Annotated in this window: 13 protein-coding genes and 1 pseudogene; 7 read left to right on the forward strand and 7 right to left on the reverse strand. The window is 46.1% G+C overall.

Annotated features, from left to right (window positions below):
- Window positions 1-4 precede the first annotated feature (4 nt).
- Window positions 5-991, forward strand: coding sequence for an adenosine kinase (locus LFX17_RS06665; protein ID WP_238745776.1), 987 nt, complete (start codon window positions 5-7; stop codon window positions 989-991).
- Between the two features lie 327 nt (window positions 992-1,318).
- On the opposite strand, the gene LFX17_RS06670 is transcribed toward LFX17_RS06665, so the two are convergent.
- From LFX17_RS06670 to LFX17_RS06685, 4 genes are read right to left on the reverse strand one after another with little or no spacing between them, the layout of a single operon-like run.
- Complete coding sequence (locus LFX17_RS06670) at window positions 1,319-2,608, reverse strand: LIC11270 family surface protein (RefSeq protein WP_238745783.1); 1,290 nt, start codon at window positions 2,606-2,608, stop codon at window positions 1,319-1,321.
- The gene (locus LFX17_RS06675; protein ID WP_238729551.1) at window positions 2,605-3,426 is read right to left on the reverse strand and encodes a hypothetical protein; all 822 of its coding nucleotides are present in this window, start codon (window positions 3,424-3,426) and stop codon (window positions 2,605-2,607) included. Before LFX17_RS06675 ends, LFX17_RS06670 begins: the two co-directional genes overlap by 4 nt.
- Window positions 3,427-3,428: 2 nt before the next feature.
- Entirely contained in the window at window positions 3,429-4,322 is an 894-nt protein-coding gene (truA, locus tag LFX17_RS06680) for a tRNA pseudouridine(38-40) synthase TruA (protein ID WP_319941266.1), read from the reverse strand.
- Entirely contained in the window at window positions 4,229-5,110 is an 882-nt protein-coding gene (locus LFX17_RS06685; RefSeq protein ID WP_238745785.1) for a DUF2225 domain-containing protein, read from the reverse strand. The genes truA and LFX17_RS06685 overlap by 94 nt, the downstream gene beginning before the upstream one ends.
- A gap of 143 nt (window positions 5,111-5,253) precedes the next feature.
- On the opposite strand from LFX17_RS06685, the gene LFX17_RS06690 reads away from it, so the two are divergent.
- The 4 genes from LFX17_RS06690 to LFX17_RS06705 all read left to right on the forward strand — a co-directional run bounded on the left by LFX17_RS06690 (window position 5,254) and on the right by LFX17_RS06705 (window position 9,220).
- Window positions 5,254-6,369, forward strand: coding sequence for an LIC11274 family protein (locus LFX17_RS06690; protein WP_238729553.1), 1,116 nt, complete (start codon window positions 5,254-5,256; stop codon window positions 6,367-6,369).
- A gap of 99 nt (window positions 6,370-6,468) precedes the next feature.
- Window positions 6,469-7,263 (forward strand): lysophospholipid acyltransferase family protein, encoded by a 795-nt coding sequence (locus tag LFX17_RS06695; RefSeq protein ID WP_238729554.1) that lies wholly within the window; start codon window positions 6,469-6,471, stop codon window positions 7,261-7,263.
- A complete protein-coding gene (locus LFX17_RS06700) occupies window positions 7,260-8,723 on the forward strand; it encodes an acetyl-CoA carboxylase biotin carboxylase subunit (RefSeq protein WP_238729555.1) in 1,464 nt (487 codons plus the stop codon). The genes LFX17_RS06695 and LFX17_RS06700 overlap by 4 nt, the downstream gene beginning before the upstream one ends.
- Window positions 8,720-9,220 (forward strand): biotin/lipoyl-containing protein, encoded by a 501-nt coding sequence (locus LFX17_RS06705; protein ID WP_238729556.1) that lies wholly within the window; start codon window positions 8,720-8,722, stop codon window positions 9,218-9,220. The genes LFX17_RS06700 and LFX17_RS06705 overlap by 4 nt, the downstream gene beginning before the upstream one ends.
- 319 nt (window positions 9,221-9,539) lie before the next feature.
- Here the strand turns inward: LFX17_RS06705 and LFX17_RS06710 are convergent, their stop codons facing one another.
- The 3 genes from LFX17_RS06710 to LFX17_RS06720 are packed head-to-tail and all read right to left on the reverse strand — an operon-like array spanning window position 9,540 to window position 12,400.
- Window positions 9,540-10,151 carry a tetratricopeptide repeat protein gene (locus LFX17_RS06710; RefSeq protein ID WP_238745787.1) on the reverse strand — a complete coding sequence of 204 codons (612 nt, stop codon included), beginning with the start codon at window positions 10,149-10,151 and terminating at the stop codon, window positions 9,540-9,542.
- Window positions 10,152-10,157: 6 nt separating this feature from the next.
- Complete coding sequence (locus LFX17_RS06715; protein ID WP_238745789.1) at window positions 10,158-11,522, reverse strand: Kelch repeat-containing protein; 1,365 nt, start codon at window positions 11,520-11,522, stop codon at window positions 10,158-10,160.
- Window positions 11,519-12,400 carry an LA_3334 family protein gene (locus tag LFX17_RS06720; RefSeq protein ID WP_406600663.1) on the reverse strand — a complete coding sequence of 294 codons (882 nt, stop codon included), beginning with the start codon at window positions 12,398-12,400 and terminating at the stop codon, window positions 11,519-11,521. The genes LFX17_RS06715 and LFX17_RS06720 overlap by 4 nt, the downstream gene beginning before the upstream one ends.
- A 321-nt stretch (window positions 12,401-12,721) precedes the next feature.
- Between LFX17_RS06720 and LFX17_RS06725 the strand changes: the two genes are divergently transcribed.
- Together LFX17_RS06725 and LFX17_RS06730 are read left to right on the forward strand one after the other, a co-directional pair.
- On the forward strand, window positions 12,722-19,801 hold the full coding sequence (locus tag LFX17_RS06725) for an RHS repeat-associated core domain-containing protein (protein ID WP_238745793.1): 7,080 nt from the start codon (window positions 12,722-12,724) through the stop codon (window positions 19,799-19,801).
- Between the two features lie 1,032 nt (window positions 19,802-20,833).
- A pseudogene (locus LFX17_RS06730) lies at window positions 20,834-22,588 on the forward strand (RHS repeat-associated core domain-containing protein); the annotation flags it as partial.
- Window positions 22,589-22,590 lie beyond the last annotated feature (2 nt).

Here is a 22,590-nt window from a genome sequence, read left to right on the forward strand (position 1 = left end):
ATCGATGAAACACTACGACGTATTCGGAGTCGGCAACGCACTCGTGGACATTTTGGTTCCGACGGAAGACGTATTCATTCAGCGTCTCGGTTTCGACAAAGGGATTATGACCTTGGTCGACGCGGAAAAACAGGCGGGAGTTTTAGTCGCACTCGAAGGAAGCAAACAGGAACTTCGTTCCGGCGGAAGCGCGGCCAACACGATGATCGCGCTCGCGAATTCGGGCGGAACCGGAACGTATACCGGAAAGGTTTCCAAGGACACTTACGGAGAATTCTATAAGAAGGACATGGAAAACGCCGGAATCCTTTTCGAAGTCGCTCCGGAAGACAACGGACATACGGGAACCTGCGTGGTTCTGACCACTCCGGACGCGGAACGGACCATGCTGACCCACTTGGGAATCTCCATCACATTACAAAAATCGGATGTGGATTTGGACAAACTCAAGGCCTCCAATATTTCCTACATCGAAGGTTATCTCTGGGACGGGTCCGGAACCAAAGAGGCTTCTCTTTTGACCATGGAAGAATCCAAAAAGAACGGAGTGAAAGTCGCGTACACATACAGCGATCCATTCTGCGTCAATCGTTCCCGCGAGGACTTTGTTCGCTTAACAAACGACTACTTCGATATCGTATTTTGCAATGTGGAGGAAGCGAGAGCTCTTTCTCAAAAAGAGGATAAGCTCGAGGCGCTTCAGTTCATCGCGGGTCTTTCTCCTCTCGTATTCATGACTGATTCCGCGAACGGAGCTTACTTCGCCGAGAAAGGCGTGATTTCTCATGTGGACGGATTTCCCGTTAAACCGATCGATACGACCGGCGCGGGAGATTGTTTTGCCGCGGGAGTTTTATACGGACTGACGCACGGTTTCAGTTTGGAAAAGTCCACCCGTTGGGGAAATTACGTCGCTTCGAGAATCGTGCAAGAGATCGGTCCGAGACTCGGCATCAAATTGATGGGACGTCAAGAAGAGATTTTGAAGTGAGACCCAAACGTTCGTGTTTGTCGTAGTTCCGACAAACACGAACGCGAGAATTCTACTTTACAAAAGTTGAATTCTCTGTTAGAGAAAAATTCTCCGAAGTTTTCCCGCGGACCCGCCACCTCCACCCTAACTCGGGCGGGGGCGGTTCTTGAAATTTTCGTCGGAACTCCGACGAAAACGGGCCGAAGGCTCTGTTTTCCGACTTCGTTGGAAGCCGCTCAAAAAAAACTCAATCTTGGCTCTCTACGGGTCGCAAGATAATAAATTCCACTAACTCGCTTCCTAAACGCCGATTCATAGAAAGGCGTTTGCTGAGTTTGGCGCTCGTTATGGACAACTCAGGTTGACTTGAACTTCCGAACGAGGCGCGTTTTCCGGAACGACAAACGTGGTTTCGCGGACAACAGTTTCCGGATAACCGTCCACCCTCGCGAGATCCCCTAAACACTGGATTCTATATTCGCCGGGATGGATGTATTTCATTTTGGTGACCCCGCCTTGCACGGGAGATGCGATCAACGGAAGCTTACCTTCGATACCGGTTTCACTGAGACGATATACGCCGTAATAGTGAGTCGTGGAAGCCGTTCCACCTAACACCGTCAAGCTGGATGCGATCTCGGGACGGATGATTCTCGAACGAAGCAGAAGTCCTCCACCCATATCCGATTCCCCCTTGTGATCGCCGTCGGCTTTCCAATCGCTGACGCCGACGAGGGTTCTCACTCCGCCGACGCTCGAAACGTAAGAATGCACCATCAGATTTTCTTTGAGGTTCATCCTTACTTCTAAGATATACGGATCAAATCCGGGATAAACCAGCATATCCTGGTCTCCACCGTCCGCGGTATACAACGCGGGGAATACAAGAGGAGGGAAGATTGTCTTCGTGGTTGAGTCGGCTCCGGGTTTGTAGCTCAAACGGGGAACGATGTTGATCCCCGGTACGCGATAGTTGTCGAATAAGGTCAGATTGGAAAAGGTAAGGCCGGGTTCGGTCGCCCAAGCGGTAACTAAGGATCTCAAATACAAACCGGTATAATAGAATTGAACGGGCCCGTTTCCGAACGCACCCCAATCCGTCGCGGAAGTAGGATCGTTGGAAGGATACGAAACTCCTTCTCCGTTGAAGAATTGAATGGCTTTGACTTCTCCGTCGTTGAGACGACAGGAGTTCGAGTTGGTCGTATAAGGAACGGTGCAGAATACCTGACGGTTCGGAGCGATCTCATCCCAAAACTTCTTCGTGTCCTTCACGTTCTTGATCAAACTCAGATTGTAAAGACCTTCTTCGTATTTGGTCGACATGCGGATTTCTCCGATATCGATAAAGATTGGAAGATTCTGCGCCAAAGGAAGACCTGATAAATCATACACGGGATCGAATCCTTCCCCGCTCGTATCCTGATAAAGTTGACCGGTACCGCCCGAGTAGGCTTCAAATCCGATCGGATTGTCGGTCGCGTATGTTCCTTTTACGAGAAGAAGCATTCTTTGGTTGAAGAGGGTACTGATCACCGGATTTTTCGTTCCCTTTCCGTTCCAATCACCGACGCGGCAAAAGAACATTAGAAAACTGGAAAGTATCAGGATGAATGGAAAATAGGATCGTTTCATAGAAATACGCTCACCATTAAACCGAATTGAAAGAATTCCGTGTCCACTACCCGATAGTAGTTCGGGTTGTTCAGTCTCGAATCCGCGTACGGACTCGCATAATAATACTTCGATTCTTCCGGAGCGTCCAGTTGAGATTCGTAGATCTTATTGTAATCGATCCGAATCCCGATTCGGATCTTTTTTCCGGCCACAAAGCTCGTTTCGAGACCGAAAAGCATCATGTGATCCCAACGGGAAGTGTTGGAAGGTCTTGCGACTACGAAGGCTTCTCCGCCTCCGGCGCGCAGAATGAACGAAATCGGAAGATCGATCGGAATCTTATAACCTAACGCGAGATAAACGGGAATCGTAGTCAAGGCGCGTTCGGTAGCGGAAAGATAGTTCGCGTAGAACGCCCCCATCTCGAGATAAAAGATCCAAGGCCAGGGAATTCTAAAAAAGAATCCGCCGCCCAGCGTGGTATCCAGATATTTCTGCGTTTCGGTTCCGGGCCAAGGGTTGGAAGCGCCGAGCCAAACTCCGATCTCCGCCTTTCGATTATCGTGAAAACCTTCCTTCTTTTCTTCCTCTTCTTCCGCCGCTTCGGCTTCCTCGTCCTCTTTTGCGATCACTCCGCTGGAAGGAAGGTTTCCCGATTGAGCCGAGGGTTTCGGAATGAAATCGGTAAAGAATTTATTTTTGCCCAGATCCGGTTGATACCCGCCGAGAAGTTCGAACACGTCCAACTTCTTCGGAGACGCGGATAAGATTCCCGGTACGATCGTGAGCAATACGAGGATCGATGATTTGGAGGAGATTCGAAACCGAGACAACATACTTATTTTTGAAAGTCCCGAAGCGAATACATGGAATCGATTGCGGGGTTGGAATCGTAGTATGCTCTGATAAAATAAAGCCCGTGAGGAGGGAGGGTGATGCCCGCAATCGTTCTGTCTTTCGAAGAGAGAATGTCTAAGACGTTCGTTTCTTGTCGATTGTCGTTTGCGATTTCCAGAAGGGTACCCGTAAGAATCCGAATCATATTGTGAAGAAAGCCGTTCGCCCGGATCCTTACTTTTAGGAGACCGTCAAATTCGGCGCTTCGTTCCAGACTCGTATCCAAAATCGTCCGGACCGCGGAACGGTTTTTCATCGAAGCCACTTTCGCCAAACTGCGAAAGTCGTGTTCTCCCTTTAATAATTCAAGTTCGGCTTCCAAGCGCGGAACGTCAATCTTATGTTGATACCAGAAGGCTCGATTTTTCCAGGTCGGTCTCGGATATTTCGTATTGAGGATGAAATATTCGTATTCTCTCGAACTGCAGGAAAAGCGGGAGTCGAATTTTTCTTCCACTTCCGTCATGGATAGAATGGAAACTCCCGAATCGGTGATTGCATTCATCCCCAAAAGGAATCTGCCGAATTCTTCCACAGGTACGGTCTTTGTCGTTTTAAAATTCACGACCATTCCACGAGCGTGAACCCCGGTATCCGTTCTTCCGGCTCCGGTGACGTTGACCTTTTCTTTGAGAAGAATTTTCGCGGCCTTTTCGAGATTTTCCTGAACGGTGGGTAGACCTTTTTGAGTTTGAAAACCGTTGAAACAAAGTCCGTCGTATTCGACGAGGAGGGCGTAGTTTATTTTTCTCCTCCCATTTCCTCGATGAGCTTGTTGTATTCGTCGTAGAGTTCTTTTGCCATGTCGATGATGACGGAAGGTTTGGACTTGGATCCCTTTCCCGAACCGTAGAGTCTGGAAAGAGTCCGTTTGGCTCTGACTAAAAGATTGAGTTTTGCCGCGGGTTCGGATGCGAGTTCGTCTTTGAACTTCATCGTCAGATAGGCGGAAAGATAAATGACTCCGTCAAAGGCCCAGTTCTTATCCGTGTCCGGACCTAAGAGATACGAGGCCTGATCTACCGGCTCGGAACCGCTCTGCATGATCTCCATCGTATCCGTGTACCAGCCCGCCGACTTTTGGTAAAGAAGGTCGCGCACCTTATCGAATCCCATACTCGGGAAGTCGTTGTTCAGATCGTCGAAATACCACGCGGCTCGGACTGCGCAAACCGCCTTTTTCGGAGTGGGGGCGACGGTGACCTTTCTATTTTGGTAACATTCGATTGCGAGAAGATAGGAAGCCGCTCCGAGAACCAAATTGCGGTCCTGATAAAAATCCAAGGGTCCGAGAATTTTTTCCAGATTGGAACGTCTCGTATCGGATTGGGAACGGATCTTTTCGTTTTCCTCCGCGTCTAACGCGGACCAGTCCTTGGTAAAGGAAGAATAAAGACAACGGGGACAAACACTGATGACATAATCATTGGGACTGACTCGGCCGAACTTTTTATTCTTTTCGTAGAGTCTTCTGAGTTCGATCGTGAGTTTGCCGGCGATCAAACGGCCGCCGCCCTGAAACATATTCTCTTTCTGATGAACTTCGTGGCAGATCGGACAAACCGTATCTTCCTTTGCACGAAACGAGATCTTTTTTCCTTGTGCGAGAGCGCTGGCTGTCATAGTCTTATCTTTGAAAAACCCGAAAAAAACGGGGACGGGCTGTCAATTCGGACACCATTCTAACCGATAGAGTAGGAAGAAAAGCAATAATTTCCCGTTGCCCGTGGCTTATAAACCCGTAAAGAAGGGATAAAGGTTAACCGATGAAACGACTGATTCTGATTCTAATTGCGATCTCCATTCTTCCCGTATCCGTATTTGGGGAGGCTGTTTCCAGCAAAGCCTACAAAAAGAGGGTGGAATTACTCGTATATCTCCGAGCCATCGAACCGCTTGTTCGAAACTACAAAGGAGAAGTTCCCGGCGGACAGAATCAGCAAGGCGCGGGCGGACAAACGGCTCCGGCTAACAATCAGCAAGGCGGCGCTCCGGAACAAGACGGAGACCGTGTCCGCAAATACAAGGAACTCAAACGACTCTATCAAGAAGGACTTCAATACTTCTTCGAGAACAATCACGTAAACGCATACCGCAGATTTCTGGAAGCGCAGCTCGGAACCGAAATGCTTCTGGAAGAATTGTCCCAGTATTACGTGGAAAGAACGGACGAAATCTTAAAAGCCGCGATTGAAAAGAAGAATCAGAACAATCCGGAAGACAGAAACCTCGTCGACATCGCGATCGAATGGAGTAAGAATTCCTTCATCGTGCGCGATATGACCGCGAATCGCGAATCTCCTCTTACGAGAAGAATGTACAACCCGAGAGATTTTCATTACGTTACGAACAAATACGCGATCGAAAAGAATATGGAAACCGGTTATAAGTTTTTAGGTCTTGCAAAAGAAGCGCGCAACAACGCTCTCAAGATCGAAAAACATCTGGAAAAACACCAGAAACTTCAACCGAGCCATAGAAAGCATAGAATCGAACACTACATCGCGGCGATCCAACTCTGTAGAGACGCAAGAGCGAACGCGATCAATATCTTTAAACTGAAATATCCGTATGACAACTATTATCTCTTTAAGAGCGACGCGAAAACCGAAGCGATCAAAGACGACGAAGGAAAGGCGGGATCTTCCGAGCCGGTGGTGTTGAACGGAGTAACTTACGACTTCTCTCAAAACCCGACGTTGGAATACGATCATAGAATGAGTCCCGTGTTCGACAGAAGAATTCCGGACGAATACCGCAGAGACGCAGTGGACGTTTTGGAAAAGATCTACGACGACGAAGTCAAAAACAGAATCTTCCTGAAATGGGATCCTGAAAAACGCAAACAGTTGATGGGAGACAAAGCTCCGAACAACAAGTAATCCGAATCGTGTTCGGTAAAAAAAGCCCGCAAACAAGCGGGCTTTTTCTTTTGAAAACTAGCTTTTCTAAAAACGGATTCCTTCAGAAGATTGCTTCCGATGAACCCATTGAAATTTATGGAAAGCCGTTTGGGCCGCTTTCCGAAATCGTATCGTCGAATCGTTCTGAAAACCTACTTAATCACATTGCCCCTCGTCTTTAGTTTTGCATTCCCGAGTTTGATCGCGGGACTGTTCTTCGCTTTGATCGGAAATCAAAAGAAAAAGAACGCCGCTTTTTTGAAAGGTTCCGCGGTTTGGGGAGACGCGATCCGCTGGATGACGGGAACCCGTTTTTTTCGGATCGGAGAATTTCAAATTCCCACGAAAGGACACATGGTCTTTGTGAACCACGTCAACGAACTCGACTTTCCGTACGATTGTCTCGTGATCAACAAACCGTATCTCGCAAATCAGGTGATCAAAAAAACACTGATCGCCTATTGGTGGATGAAGGCGATGGGATCGCAGGTGTTCGAATCTTCCAAGGCGGCGACAATCGCGGTCTCGGTAAGAAATCTTTTGAAAGGTTTGAAGGATGCTTCGTTTATCGTTTATCCGGAGGGTCATAACTCTTACAGCGAAGAAATCCAACATATGCAGAAGGGAATGATCAAACTCGCGTGGGATAATAAGATTCCCGTCGTGATCGTTCTGAAATCAGGACTCACAGGATATCAAACGATGCAGAAAGGATTCGTCGTCGCATACAAACAGATCGGAACCTACGATCCGACAAAACACGCGACTTGGGAAGAATTCAAGGATTTCGTATATGAAACGATGGACCGCGAGAAAAAGGCGCTCGACGCGCTTTTGAACTCCGAGGCCCAAAAGGAATCGGTGCCCGCTTGATCTCCAAACTTCTGATCGCAAACCGCGGAGAAATCGCGGTGCGCGTCATCCGCACTTGTCAAAAACTCGGAATCAAAACCGTGGCCGTGTATTCGGACGCGGACAAGGATTCTCCGCACGTAAAACTCGCCGACGAATCGGTGTATGTAGGGGAACCGAGTCCCGCTTCTTCTTATTTAAATATTTCTAATATTCTCGACGCGATCCGTAAAACGAAAGCGCAAGCCGTCCATCCAGGTTACGGATTTTTGTCCGAAAAAACCGAATTCGCAAAAGCATTAGAAAAAGAGAATGTTCTTTTCCTCGGACCGAGTCCCGAATCGATGGAGCTGATGGGGGATAAGATCAACTCCCGGATCAAGATGGAAGCCGCCGGTGTCCCGGTCGTTCCGGGATACAACGGACAAAATCAAGATCCGGAGACGCTTCAAAAGGAAGCCGAACGGATCGGATATCCTCTGATGATAAAGGCGACGGCCGGGGGAGGAGGAAAGGGAATGAAGCGGGTTTACAAACCCGGAGAATTTCTTTCTTCCCTTGAGTCCGCACAAAGAGAAGCGCAAAAAGCTTTCGGAGACGGAACCGTTTTTATCGAAAAATACATCGAAACTCCCCGCCATATCGAAGTGCAGGTGTTCGGCGATAAACACGGAAACGTAATGCACTTGTTCGAACGGGAATGTTCGATTCAAAGAAGACATCAAAAGGTGATCGAAGAATCTCCCGCGCCGAATCTTCCGGCTGCGCTTCGAGATGAAATCTGCAAGGTCGCGGTCAAAGCGGCGCAGTCGATCCAATACGTCGGCGCCGGAACGGTGGAATTCATTCTTGGTAAGGACGGAAAATTCTACTTCCTCGAGATGAATACGAGACTTCAAGTGGAACATCCCGTAACGGAATACATCACCGGACAAGATTTGGTGGAATGGCAGATTCGAGTCGCCGAAGGAAAGAAACTTTCCGATTTAACCGGGGGAAAAGAAATCACACAGAACGGACACGCGATCGAAGCGCGAATCTACGCCGAAGATCCCGAAAATAATTTTTTACCGTCCACGGGTATATTAGAATATATTGAATTTCCCGATCGGGAGTTCTTACGGGTCGATACGGGGGTGGAAACCGGATCGGAAATCACAGTATATTACGATCCGATGATCGCCAAGATGATCGCTTGGGGAAAAACGCGGGAAGAATGCGCCGCCCGTTTGAAAGAATCCGTCGAGTCCACGGTGATCTTCGGGCCTGTTACGAACACGTTCTACTTATCCGGAATTCTTTCCCATGAAGAATTTAAGAAAGGACTGACGCACACTCACTTTCTCGAAGAACAGACGATTCTTTTCGCTCCGGAACGAGAAGTGCAAGCCGACGCGTTTTCCTTTGCTGCCGCGGCGTTGTCAGAAAAGAAAAAATCCCAAGGAATTTGGGAGGCCGTAGGGCAGGGAGGTTTCTGGTGATCGAGGAGAATTTTCGTTTTAGACATAGGGAAGAAGAAATTCCCGTTCGAGTTCGATCCAATTCTCCCGGAGATACATCCGTATCGATCGTGTTAGACGGTGTCGTTCACGACTTTCGGATATCCAGAAATTTTCAGAGCGAAGGCAACGGACTTTTTTCGGGTCCGGGCAATCACTGGAGAATTCTCCGGAAGGGAAACCAGATCTTTATCCACTACAAAGGCTGGAATACCAAAGTCGTATTGTCCAACCGCGAAATTCATCTGGAAGAGGGAAGCGGCGGTTTGATCAAAAGTCCGATGCCGGGCAAGGTCATCCGTGTTTTGGTTTCTCCCGGATCTTCGGTAAAAAAAGGAACCGTGCTCGCGATCGTGGAAGCGATGAAGATGGAAAACAATATTCTTTCTCCGGGCGAAGGAACGGTGGAAGAAGTTTTGGCCGGAGAAGGATCGATGGTTTCCCAAGACGACGTGATTTTGAAATTGAATCTGGGTTAGTGAACGAAAGGGAGTTGTTCGTCTTGCCGCCGTTGATCGCAAAGTAACTTTAGGAATTTTGAATGTTTCAAATGGTCCGCCTTCCGAGGAAACGTCGGAGGCGGTTTTGCGTCCTCGATTGATTCGATTCGTTATTAGGGAGATGTTGACAGCCGATATTTGAATCCTTCTCCTTACGTAAGTTCAAAAAAAATGGATCTCTTTTGTTTGCAGACCTTTTAAAGCGTGTTTCCGGTTTGTCGCATCGCGAAAGAATGGAAGGGTTCCCGAAAACAATCGAGATAAAAATATCGAAACTCCTCTCCTTTTTTCTTCGAAGTTATTTTTTTCTCCACACCAAAAACGTTAAAACCAAGTTTACTAATGAAAAGAAAGCGAGAATGCCGATCGCTGTCTGATACAATCTTTCCTTAGAAGTAAAGTGTTCGGCTCTTTCTCGAAACGACTTCGACTGAGACAATATGAAATTCAATTCCTCTTTGATCTCTTGAATCGAACCGTAGATCTCCGAATCCAAAAGAATGATCGTGTTTCCCTGGCGCGAACTTGGATTGTAAGAAGTAGGGTTGATCGATCTTTGATGCGCTCGTTTACCGATCGATTCAATCTCCGCTTTCAATTCTTGATTCAAAGGCCATTTTAGATATGCTTTCTGGAAAAATTGTTTTGCTCGGTCGTAATTCCCGCGTTTCTTTTCTTCTTTTGCGATTCCGATCCAAGCTCTGGTAAGAATGAATTCGGCTTTCGGATCGGAGGGGTTGTTTGTGAGTAGAGAGATTGCGAGGCTTTCCGCTTTTATATATTGGTTTTCTTCTAAGAGCTTTTCTCCGTCTTCATGACTTCCAGCTATCACGTTTTCTTCAGAGGACAAACCAAATGAAAGAATGAGAAGGAGTAAGGAATAGAGAATAATTTGCAATATTGATTTCATAAAGAATCACCTGTCGATCCGAATTGCTTTGTGAGCGTAGCGCGCTCTTGGCATTTTCTGAGAATCAAGCGACCAAGTGCTCGCTATTGGATTTTGAAGACCGATCGAGTAAACGGAATCTGTAGGAATGTTCAATGCACTTGCTCCTCCAAAGACGAAAAGTTTTCGTGTCTCGTACGAGGCTTGGACACCGGGAAAATAAACCGAGGCAGGAAGAATCGGTCCGATCGTAAACGCACCCGAACCGATTTGAAAAAAGTCCGTTCTGTTGGATGGAGTAATTGAACCAACGGGCTGCAGCGTGCTCGTTCCGGTGGAACCGCCGATTACAGCGAACCATTCCGGATCCGTCGCGTAAGGGTCGGAACTTAAAGGTTTTACGCAGGCGGAACCCGCTCCGTGTCTTGCAAGATTGATCGAAGGTTCTCCCGCGCTCGATGTTGAATTGATGGAAGGGACATACGCGTCTGACGTTGCTTGAGAGGAGCCGTCGTTCGTAAATCTTCCACCCGTAAAAAGAATGGAACCGTTGAGTCCGCAACCGCTCATATCCACTCTCGAAAAGATTGCGGTCAAGGATGTATAACTTTGCCAAATTCCGGAGGTTCCAAGTCCGGGATAGAATCGTAAAACTGTATTGATTACGGTTCCGGTCGTCATGTCAGTCGTAGTTGTTCCAGCGATGATAAAAATTTCTTCTCCGACGCTTGCAATGACTCCGCCTTGGTTGGCGGTGGGAAGATCGGAAAGTGTAGTCCACTTGTCCGAATACGGGTCGTAAGCTTCTACTTTTTTAGAGGCAACGTAAACACCGGCTTGTCTTTCAAGCCCGCCGATGACATAAATTTTTTCATTGTGAGAGACAACGTTTGCGAACGCTCTCGGAGTAGGGACCGAAGTTGCCGTCGGAAACCAAGTTGAAGTTACGGGATCATAAAAATCGATTTGAGAGACCGGAGCTGCATCGGCACCGATTCCGCCCACGATCCAAAGTCCGCGAGTTCGATTCGGAAAATCGCTGACCCAGGTTTTGAACGCAAGTGGAACTCCTTGCAAATTCTCTACGTCCGAAGAACAAAATACATAGGCCAAATAATCCGTGTTTGATTCTAAGTTGGAAAGAGTCATAGAATGAATTTTGGAGTTTTCTAAACTTGTGGCCGCCGATTCAATTCCGGCTTTTCCGTAAATGATCGAACCCGGTAAAGACGCGGAACATTCCCAAGAAATCGTAGCGGATCGAGGTCCGAGTTGAGTGACGCCGACTAATGTTACTTTTGCGTTTTCTTGATCGTGAATCTTGGAAAGAGGGGAGTTTTGGCAATACAGAGTAAACACTAGAACAACTGAAATAGAAAGAATTCGGATCATAACAACAACCCCCAAGAAATACGAAGACCGGATCGACAAAGTGAATCAGTAGATTCAAACGTGCATTGAGACCGAACACCGACCCGCAGCCTGGAACCGTTCCCGAATTCCCAGGCCCAACCGAATTCTCCTAAAAATTCGGGATCGATTCCGCTTTGAGATTTGGAATTGTGCGCCCATTGAACACCGGTAACACCGCCACCTGCTAAGAAGTAGGGCGAAGAGGATCCCCATTGTTTGCCGATATAGCCCGATTGATTCCAAAGTGTAATGGAGCCTTGGGCGGAAGGCGCGTACGAATATTCGGAAAGAAATCCGAAAAACCAAAGCGGATGGTTCAAGTAACCTTTTTCGATAAAAAGTCCGAATCCGCCGGTGCCTGGATTTGTACTGCTCCATTGCCCGTGATTTGCTTGAAAGAGAACGCTTCCTCCTACAAAAAGTCGGTTTTCGCCCGATCGACCCGACAGATACTTTTCCGGTAAATCGGGAGTTTCGGTTTCATTTTCCAATGAACCGGAGCTTAAGTTTTGAATTTTGGATTTTTCCACTTCTACAAAACCGAGATCGGTTCGAAAGATCAAACGATCCTTTTTGCGTTCTACTATGATTCCGCGTATCGAACTTCCATCCGTTAATCGGAATTCGGAATAACTGTAAGAAATTTCCGGGCCTTTCTTTTGGTAGTCGATTCTTTGGATCTCGGACTTTGGAATTCGGTATTGTCGCCCCTTCCAGCGGAGTGTCACGACATCCGCGCTTTCGTTAATTTCTTCGATTAAGTAGGCTTCTCCGTTTTTTAGGAGTAGTTCCGAGGCGAACCGAGGGGCGGTTAAAGACAAAACACATGCAAAAAAGAGAATATAGATTTTCTTCACTGAAATTTTCCAGAAATAACTCATTCCAGGAATGGAAAGTGTGTCTTTTTTGTAAATTGAATAAAGAAATTGTTTTAATCGAATGGTCGTTCGTTGAATATCAAGTTATAACTTTAAGATTTAGTTGCGGGTTTTACCTAAATACTGTTTTAAGATTTATTATAATTCAAAAATTGTTTAAGATTTTTAAAATCGAAAAAATAATACCAAATCCGTGAGAGTTTTGTAGTAGTGACAAAATAGTCGCAAAACTATGCAGCTTTAGGGACATATACTCTTTAGAAACAGGTGCGATTGTGAAATAGATGATCGGGGCTATTGATGAAATTTCGTATTGTTAGAACTCTTATTTTCGGTATTTCAATTTTGTTTATTTTGAACTTTTCGTTTGTCGGGGGAGTTCGAAATTTTTTCAGCGCGGTCGCTTCAGCCTTTACCACAGGAATTCCGCAAAAGCTACCAGTCATTCAGGCGAACGAAGACGGCTCCGCTTCTACGTCAGTCTCCATCGAGCTTCCGCCCGGTACCAAAGGCGTGATTCCGGATCTTTCCCTCTCTTACAACTCGAACGGCGGCAACGGTATCGTCGGAATGGGTTGGAGTCTGAACGGAATTCATACGATTTCCAGAAATCCTTCCTACGGAATCCAATACAACGGAACCGATCAATTTGTTTCCTCGCTTGCCGGTGAACTCGTGGACGTTAGCGGAAACCGATCCGAATTTCATTCCAGAAAAGAATCCTGGATTCGTTTTGTTCCGCAAGGATCGTGCGGGGATGGGCCATGTTCTTGGGTTGCGACGGATAAAGACGGCAAACGATATAGTTTCGGCGGCACAGCGGATTCGAGAATTTCGGCGATCGGAAGAGGGGCGGGCTCTTTACGAGAATGGGCGTTGAATAGAGAAGAAGATTCTTTCGGAAACGGATACAACGTCACTTACACCCCGGCTGATTCCACAAGCGGAGATTATTATCCGCAAAGAATTTCCTACAATAACAGAACGATCGATTTTACTTTTGAAAATAGAAACGATAAATATCCGAATTATTCGCAAGGTTCGATCGTTAGAACGCAAAAGAGGCTCGATTCGATCGAGGTTTCGATTGCGGGAAGTTCGTTTCGGAAGTATGATTTTGATTACGGATACGGTCCCGTTACGCATCGCTCCCTTCTGCAAACCATTAAAAGATCCGGTAGCAACGCCTTTGGTTCGGAAAGCTACGACGATCTTAGTTTTACATATTCAGATCATGCGGGCCAGTTTTCGGTTTCCGGAGTGGATTCGGTCAACCGATCCAATCTTTTTCCCATGTCGGTTTATATTCCGGATGCAATCATGGACATTGCAAACGTTTATTTCAATCAAGAACTTCCGTATCACCCGACTGCAAAGGACATCAACGTGGACTTGGATATGCAGTATGTCGTTCGTATGCCGGTTCCCGATCGCAACGCTTGTAATCTTGGGTTAGCGGCTTGTCTTTGCGCCGCGTATCTTCCTTGTACGGGAGGAAATCCGGACGTATTTGCTTATGTTGCAGGAGCGTGCGTTTCTTTCGGTGGATGGGGAGGGATCAATGGTTGTTTAAATGGGAATGATGCCGCGTTAGTCGCCTGGATTCCCATGGACATCAATGGAGACGGGATCGGTGATTTCGTTTCTTTAAACGGAGTTGAGAGTTCCGGTTCGGTTCATTTGTCCGCCAACATTCTTCGAGCGGGTTCGCCTTCTTCCGGAAACATTAACAGTGCAAATCTTCCGATTTATTATAACACGTATTTTCAGACGGCGGATTTAAACGGAGACGGTCGTACGGATTTCGGGTATGAATCGGGCGGTAAACTTTGGGCTGTGTATTCAACCGGAAGCGGTTTTTCTTCTCCCGTTGTATTCGGAAATGTGAATATAGACGGTGCTGTTCGAAATATGACTCAATTCAGTCCGTACGAATACAAGTTCGAATACTCGGCGAAGAATCCGACTCCGATCGCAAACGACAAATCTCTGAGAGATTTTTTTGCGGACGTCAACGGCGACGAACTCGTCGACTTTGTTCACTACAACGGAGGAGCCTTTTCGATTTATATCAATCGTAAAACCTACTTCGATAACGCGATCAACATCGCAGGGGACGCCGATTTCTTTTTGAATTTTATGCTGGATTTCAACGGGGACGGAAAAGCCGATCACGTTCAATTGGTGCAAAATTACGATAACTCCGCTCTTATCGGACTGAAAGCTCAAAGAGACGCGCTTTCAAGTCAAATGGATACCATTCAACAGGAATATTATCGAGCGCAGGCTGTTGTTGATTTGATCGCGACCGGTAACAACGGGGCAATCAATCCTATTGAGTTTCAATTTTTAATCGATTTTTACAATAACAACTGCGGTTTAGGTTGTCTTTTTACAATTTGGGCTCTTCAAGGTTCGAATAATGGCGCAAGTCTTACACCTTCCGATGCGGCAGTGTATTCCAACGATTTGCAAACGATTACAAGCAGTCGTATCAATCCTTTAGCTCAGCAAAGTCAGGTGATCGCTTCTCAAATCGGTGCGATTGCGGCGTCGGGTCAAGGCGGCGCGTTTTATACTTTAAAGGTAAGATCGTTCCATCTTTCAAACGGAACTTCTTCGGTTCGGGTTTATTCTCTCGGCGGTTCGATCGATCCGAATAAGAGCACCGTGGCCGACGTAAACGGAGACGGGAATTTAGATTTCGTTACGTTTACCGGGACGCAGATTGCGGTTTCTCTTTTTCGGGGAGGTGATTTTGCAAGTCCCGTTTATAGCGGACTCAACTCGGGTGATTCTTCAAAGCTCGTTCAGTTTAATTTCGGCGACGTAAACGGCGACGGTTTGCCGGATTTGGTTTTGATGAATAAGGAGAATTCGCGGTATGAAACGTATCTTTCGCTTGGAGACGGATCGTTTGCAAGAAACAACTCGTATTCGTTTGGAGGATTCTCCCTAAACGAATATACGGAAGCAAACGGCACGGAGCGGTCCGACACGTATCAGATCTGGCTGAACGATTTGAACAACGACGGTATTTCCGATCTTACGGTCGGTTTTGTAAACGTGGATAAGACGTATGGAGCGGTTTCGTTTCGTTACAATGCGGCCAGAAGTTCGGGCGAAGATATGATTCTTTCCACTTCGAACAACTCAGGCGGTCAGAGATCCTTGGTTCAATATCAACTCAAGGATGCTCATGCGGGCGCGGTGAGCGTGGGTTCGGGGGATTATCCGAATATCCCGAGTGTCGGACCGGGCTTTCTTGCGGTCTCGACTACGCAAGAATTGGGAGCGGGGATCGTAAAGAATTCGAGTTATCAATATACAAACCAAAGATACTTTTTAGGTTCGAGATCTGTTTCCAGAGGTTTGGGTTTTGCCTCCGTAAAAGAAACGGATCTTGGAACAAACTTTTATTCGATCACCGATTATTTTCAAAACGATTACCGTTTAGCGGGATTTCCTCAATCGGAAAGAAGTTACAATGCGTTAGGAAATCTCATGAGTTCGACCACGAATTCTTCCTTTAGTTTTCCGAATCCGTTCGGAACGGAGATTGCCGTTCCGGGTAACGTCGTGTCGAACGATTATAACAACGGTGTTTTGACGACTTCGGTTTTAAAAACGTTTGCATATGACTCGTTCGGGTTTAATACGAGCACTACCGAAGATTTCGGTTCGAACACGATTACGAATACGACTCAAGTTTTGCACGATACGGCGGCCTGGAGAATCGGAAGGGTTGTTAGGACGAAGAAGATCGTAGACGGAACGCTTGTCAGCGATACTTTGCGAACCTATTCCGGAGACAACGTCGTTACGCAGACTCAATTTGCGTCCAGCGGATTTTCGTTGGCTTCTAACTTTGCGTATGACTCTTTCGGTAATGTGATTTCGATTACGGAATCGTCCGGTGCAGTGAGCACGATTACGTATGATTCTACCTTAAATTTTTATCCCGTCACGAAAACGAATGCGCTTGGACATGTTTCGACGAATGTTTTCGATACGGAACTTGGGGTTGAGATTTCGTCCACCGATCCGAACGGTGCGACTCATTCTAAAACGTATGATGCGTATGGTCGAATTTTGAGCGTAACGTATCCCGGCGAATCGAGTGCGAACGAAACGTATGTGTATAACAATACCGGACTCTATGACCTAACAACACTGAGCAACAACGAATCTGTGACTAAGAATACGATCGATACAACGAGCGGCAATACGAGCACGACTACGAAATATATGGACCCGCTTGGGAATACGATTCGGACCGAAAGTAACACTGCGGTGAGCGGAATTCTTTCGATTGAAGAAAGTTTTTACGATTACAACAAAGGGCAACTGATTAAAAAGTCGAACGAGTATTATTCAAACATTGCTCCTCAATATACGTTGTATCAATACAACGATCCGGACGGAGAATTGTCGACGATTACGGAGCCTCATTCTTTGGGAACGATTCAGACAAACATTACTCGCTCGGGACTTACCGAAACGAAGAACACGATTTATCCCGACGGGCAGACGAAGTCAGAATCGATTACGAAGAATGCACTGGGTCAGGTGACAAACAGAACGGTTCAGGGTAGGTCGATCCAATACACCTATTCACCATTTGGCGGGTATGCAAGTATAACGGATCCGAGCGGACTTGTTACAAGTTTCGGTTACAACTCGGTTGGACAAAGAACTTCGACTCAAGATCCGAATTCGGGAACTATTTCCTATTCATACGATGCGAATGGGAGACTTTCGAGACAAACGGATGCGAGAGGGAAGTCGGTCAACTTTTCGTATGACCTGATGGGCCGAAACACTGCACAAACTACAAACGGCCCGGAGGTTCCCATTCAATTCGTATATGACGATTCTTCGGTTCCGTTTTCTTTGGGCAGGCTTACAAAGGTTACGGATGAGTCAGGTCAGACTGAATTCCGATACAATCAAAAAGGAAATCAAATTCAAAAGACAAAACGTGTGGATGACATCGTAGCGATCTTTAAAACGGATTACGATTCCTTAAACCGCCCGATCACGGAAACGTTACCTGATGGAACGAAACTTCACAACAACTACTCGACGAACGGAACGTTGTCGAATATCACGATGGATTCTGCAGATGGGACGAGCGTGGGACATACGGTCGTGAGCTATCAAGGGCCGTATTTAAACGCGAACGGAGTTCCATCCGTGCGGCGTGTAAGCGGGAACGGCGTAACGATGGAAATCGGATTCGAACCGTTGGAAAAATTACCGGTAAGTATTCTTTCAACAAAACCGGATGGAAGCGTGATCGCAAATTCTGAACTTACGTATGACGCAAAGAACAACCTGACAAAAATCGACGACAGACTTAACCCAAGTAGAACACAAAACTTTACATTGGACAATTTGAATCGAGTGACGCAAGCGACTGGGAAATACGGAACACAGAATTACAACTTTGCAACAAACGGAAACTTAACGCAAAAAGGCGCATATACCTTGAGCTACGGGGATGGAACGCACGCAAATGCGGTGACGACTGCCAACAGCCCGAGCACGGGAACTCTGAATTACGGATACGATGCAAGCGGGAACATGATTTCGAGGAACGGGGATACACTCCGTTACAACAGCTATGGCAAGTTGATTGAAATTACACCGTATGGAACGAGTAGTTCGATCTTGAATACATACGACTATACCGGAAGTAGAATCAAGTCAGAATCTCAGATTTCCCTTGTGACGACATATACGTTGGGATCGAACTACGAGATCGTAAGAAATCCCGGCCAACCGGAAAGGCATACATTGTATGTGAGGGGATTGCAAGGAGACTTGGTCGCTCAGTGGACGAGGGATGATGCAACGTTGCAGTTGGCTCAAATGGAAGGAACTCCGGAGCCAAGCAGTTCTTCGATTGGACAGTTTGTCGGGAGAATTGTAGGAACTGCTACGGAACCGTTTTGCAAGGGCGTAGCGATTGACTGTGCAGACTATTACAAAAACCGAATTAAGGACCGAGTAAGTTCCGTATTCGGCTACTCGGAGTTATTCCAAGAAGGAGTTCCCACAAAAGTTTACAACGCCTTCTACTTTTTGCTTCTTTTAACCGTTCTTTATCTTTCCTACCCTTATTTCTTGAAGGGGAACGAACTACTCCAAAGACTTTCCTGGCAAGGTGTTGGAACTCCAGCGGCGCTCGTAGCACTGTTTGTCGTAACATCGATTCCGGGTTGTGGAGTTTTACCTGGTTCCGGAGGCAAAGAAGGCGATCCTCCTTGGGTGTTGGCAATGGGAGCGAATGTAAATCCGGGAACACCGAGCATTCAAAACCCAAATGCAGGAACGACAGGGGGAGGCAATATCGGCGGAACACCTGTGAACGGAATGTATTTCTATCACCCGGATCATCTTGGTTCGATCAACATGATTACGGACGGATACGGAAACCCTGCGAGCGGACCTGAACCTGGAGTGAGTTACGTATCTTACGAGCCTTACGGTTCTATCAACCGAAACGATTCTTACGGACCTGATATATTCCGTTACAAATACACCGGTCAGATCGAAGACAAAGAAACCGGGCTTTACTATTACAAGTCGAGATACTACGAACCTATATTAGGAAGGTTTTTGCAAGCCGACTCGATTGTAGCTCCTGAATCAACGAGTGGAATGAATCGTTATATGTATGTTGACGGGAATCCTGTGAACTACCGAGATCCGAGTGGGCATCTCAGCGGTTCGGGTTTGATGCACATGGTGAATCGAATTATCGGTCATGCGATGGGGAAGGATTTTAATTCTAAGGGGATGGACAAGCGTTTGAGTGCGAGAGGAATCTCGACTGGTGGGAATCGGTTTTTTCACAATGCGACTTTTGTTAAAAAAGGCAGGTATTATTGGGATGTTGGAAATACCATTTTTAGCCAGCGCAAGATTGGTTCATGGTGGCGGAACTTTATGGGTAACGATGTACAAAATACGGCCAACTATCAAAGTGGTCAACTAATCGCTTCCTGGTCTAAGTCAAAGGCTTGCGCTGATTCTTTGGGTGCCGATGCTTGCGCTGTATTATTTGTTGCTAATTTAATGGTAATGAAATCCTATTCAGCAAAGCATGATAGATTGTCCGAACCCTTGCGAGGTATGATCGATTCGAATTTTAATCCCGGACAGAGAATTTCTTCCTTTTTCACAAAGGGTGGAAACGTTAATTGTAAATCCTCTAAAACATTAAGCGAGGGATATTATACTGGAGAATACTATTATAATCACGGCGGCATCGCTGGAACGGATGGTTCGATTAGAAGATCTAGTAAAGAAGTTGATATTATTTCTTCGATATTTCTAGTATATTCTTTTTGCCAGGCGACTTCAGGAGAATAATTTATATGTTAAAAATAAAAATTCTTACATTGATTGATTATCTTGTAAGAATAATTTTGTTCTTTGTTCTTTGTTCTTGCGGAAGAGTCGGTATAGATTCTTCTTGTAAAGAGCAGAAGGATCTTTTGTTTGAAGGTGTATGCCTTCCAGTTCTATTTGCAGCGCCCGAAGCTGGCTCCGATTACAATAAAAGTCATTTAGATGCTTGCCTCCTATTACAATTATCGAAATCGACATGTAAAGATTAGAGCAATATACCTGATCTTGATGGCAGGTTTTGTATCGTTCGTTTTAAATTGTGAGACTACAGACGAATTATCAAAATCGGAGCGGTATTCTGATACAGTTAATAAAAAAAGCCCTTCAAGAAGAGAAATAGAAAAAATTAAAGAATGTAATATAAAATTAGATAAATGTCTGAAGTCTTGTGATTCTGAGTATCCTGATTTAAGCACCGTTCGTCCTAATAGAGGAAAATGTCGAGACTCATGTGTTGCAAGTGTTGAACACTTGGACGGATGTATTATTCATTATCAAACTTTTCGATCAGACCGATATCGCGGCTGGATTCGTCCTTAGTGCAAAGTTATCTATATCTACTTAGTAAAAAAACTTGTGTTAAATGAAATATTCACTAAGTGACCTCCGAATGTGAGTAGATGTGATGAATTTCCCGAAGAACTTTTCGTTTGATTTTGCAGACAAACAGAGAATCTTTTTAAAAATTCTTGAAAAGCGTTTGCAATGTATTCAAAATATTGAATACTTAGACAAAAGGACCGAATTCTCCGAGAATATTCGAGGAATGATTTCGACTGCACCGGCGGTGCGGAGCGAAGTTTGTTAGATCTTTTACAACGATTTTCGAAGGAAGGGGACCGTCCTTCGAAAAGAAAAAAGTCTGTTTTCAGCGTTAGGGATCGAGCGTGGTCAAGTTATTGAAGTTTCGTAAATATGATGAGAAAGAAAAAACACAATAACTTGACCGAAGCGGAGAGCCCGGGTTGCGAAGCAACAACGCCCGGTTTTGGCTACGATGCGTATGGTCGAATTTTGAGCGTAACGTATCCCGGCGAATCGAGTGCGAACGAAACGTATGTGTATAACAATACCGGACTCTATGACCTAACAACACTGAGCAACAACGAATCTGTGACTAAGAATACGATCGATACAACGAGCGGCAATACGAGCACGACTACGAAATATATGGACCCGCTTGGGAATACGATTCGGACCGAAAGTAACACTGCGGTGAGCGGAATTCTTTCGATTGAAGAAAGTTTTTACGATTACAACAAAGGGCAACTGATTAAAAAGTCGAACGAGTATTATTCAAACATTGCTCCTCAATATACGTTGTATCAATACAACGATCCGGACGGAGAATTGTCGACGATTACGGAGCCTCATTCTTTGGGAACGATTCAGACAAACATTACTCGCTCGGGACTTACCGAAACGAAGAACACGATTTATCCCGACGGGCAGACGAAGTCAGAATCGATTACGAAGAATGCACTGGGTCAGGTGACAAACAGAACGGTTCAGGGTAGGTCGATCCAATACACCTATTCACCATTTGGCGGGTATGCAAGTATAACGGATCCGAGCGGACTTGTTACAAGTTTCGGTTACAACTCGGTTGGACAAAGAACTTCGACTCAAGATCCGAATTCGGGAACTATTTCCTATTCATACGATGCGAATGGGAGACTTTCGAGACAAACGGATGCGAGAGGGAAGTCGGTCAACTTTTCGTATGACCTGATGGGCCGAAACACTGCACAAACTACAAACGGCCCGGAGGTTCCCGTTCAATTCGTATATGACGATTCTTCGGTTCCGTTTTCTTTGGGCAGGCTTACAAAGGTTACGGATGAGTCAGGTCAGACTGAATTCCGATACAATCAAAAAGGAAATCAAATTCAAAAGACAAAACGTGTGGATGACATCGTAGCGATCTTTAAAACGGATTACGATTCCTTAAACCGCCCGATCACGGAAACGTTACCTGATGGAACGAAACTTCACAACAACTACTCGACGAACGGAACGTTGTCGAATATCACGATGGATTCTGCAGATGGGACGAGCGTGGGACATACGGTCGTGAGCTATCAAGGGCCTTATCTAAACGCAAGCGGGGTTCCATCTGTGCGGCGCGTATCCGGCAACGGAGTGACGATGGAAATCGGATTCGAACCGGTGGAAAAATTACCGGTAAGTATTCTTTCAACGAAACCGGACGGAAGCGTGATTGCGAATACGGAACTGACGTATGATGCAAAAAACAACCTAACGAAAATCGATGACAGACTTAATCCAAGCAGAACTCAGAACTTTACATTAGACAATTTGAATCGAGTGACGCAAGCGACGGGGAAATACGGAACACAGAACTACAACTTTGCCACGAACGGGAACTTAATTCAAAAAGGTGCATACGCTCTAAGCTACGGCGACAGTTCACACGCGAACGCGGTGACAACCGCAAACAGCCCAAGCACCGGACCTATGAACTACGGATACGATGCGAGTGGAAACATGACCTCTCGTAATGGGGACACGTTACGTTACAACAGCTTTGGCAAGTTGATCGAAATTACACCGTATGGAACGAGTAGTTCGATCTTGAATACATACGACTATGCCGGAAGTAGAATCAAGTCAGAATCTCAGATTTCCCTTGTGACGACATATACGTTGTCACCCGGTTACGAGATCGTAAGAAATCCCGGCCAACCGGAAAGGCATACATTGTATGTGAGGGGATTGCAGGGTAACCG

Origin of the sequence: Leptospira sanjuanensis, assembly GCF_022267375.1 — a bacterium.
GTDB lineage: Bacteria > Spirochaetota > Leptospiria > Leptospirales > Leptospiraceae > Leptospira > Leptospira sanjuanensis.

Excerpts from the sequence above, each read along its gene's own strand:
- LFX17_RS06675 (WP_238729551.1), bottom strand. The coding sequence starts at position 3,426 with ATGTTGTCTCGGTTTCGAATCTCCTCCAAATCATCGATCCTCGTATTG.
- LFX17_RS06710 (WP_238745787.1), bottom strand. The coding sequence starts at position 10,151 with ATGAAATCAATATTGCAAATTATTCTCTATTCCTTACTCCTTCTCATT.
- LFX17_RS06665 (WP_238745776.1), top strand. The coding sequence starts at position 5 with ATGAAACACTACGACGTATTCGGAGTCGGCAACGCACTCGTGGACATT.
- LFX17_RS06690 (WP_238729553.1), top strand. The coding sequence starts at position 5,254 with ATGAAACGACTGATTCTGATTCTAATTGCGATCTCCATTCTTCCCGTA.
- LFX17_RS06695 (WP_238729554.1), top strand. The coding sequence starts at position 6,469 with ATGAACCCATTGAAATTTATGGAAAGCCGTTTGGGCCGCTTTCCGAAA.
- LFX17_RS06725 (WP_238745793.1), top strand. The coding sequence starts at position 12,722 with ATGAAATTTCGTATTGTTAGAACTCTTATTTTCGGTATTTCAATTTTG.
- LFX17_RS06670 (WP_238745783.1), bottom strand. The coding sequence starts at position 2,608 with ATGAAACGATCCTATTTTCCATTCATCCTGATACTTTCCAGTTTTCTA.
- LFX17_RS06685 (WP_238745785.1), bottom strand. The coding sequence starts at position 5,110 with ATGACAGCCAGCGCTCTCGCACAAGGAAAAAAGATCTCGTTTCGTGCA.
- LFX17_RS06715 (WP_238745789.1), bottom strand. The coding sequence starts at position 11,522 with ATGATCCGAATTCTTTCTATTTCAGTTGTTCTAGTGTTTACTCTGTAT.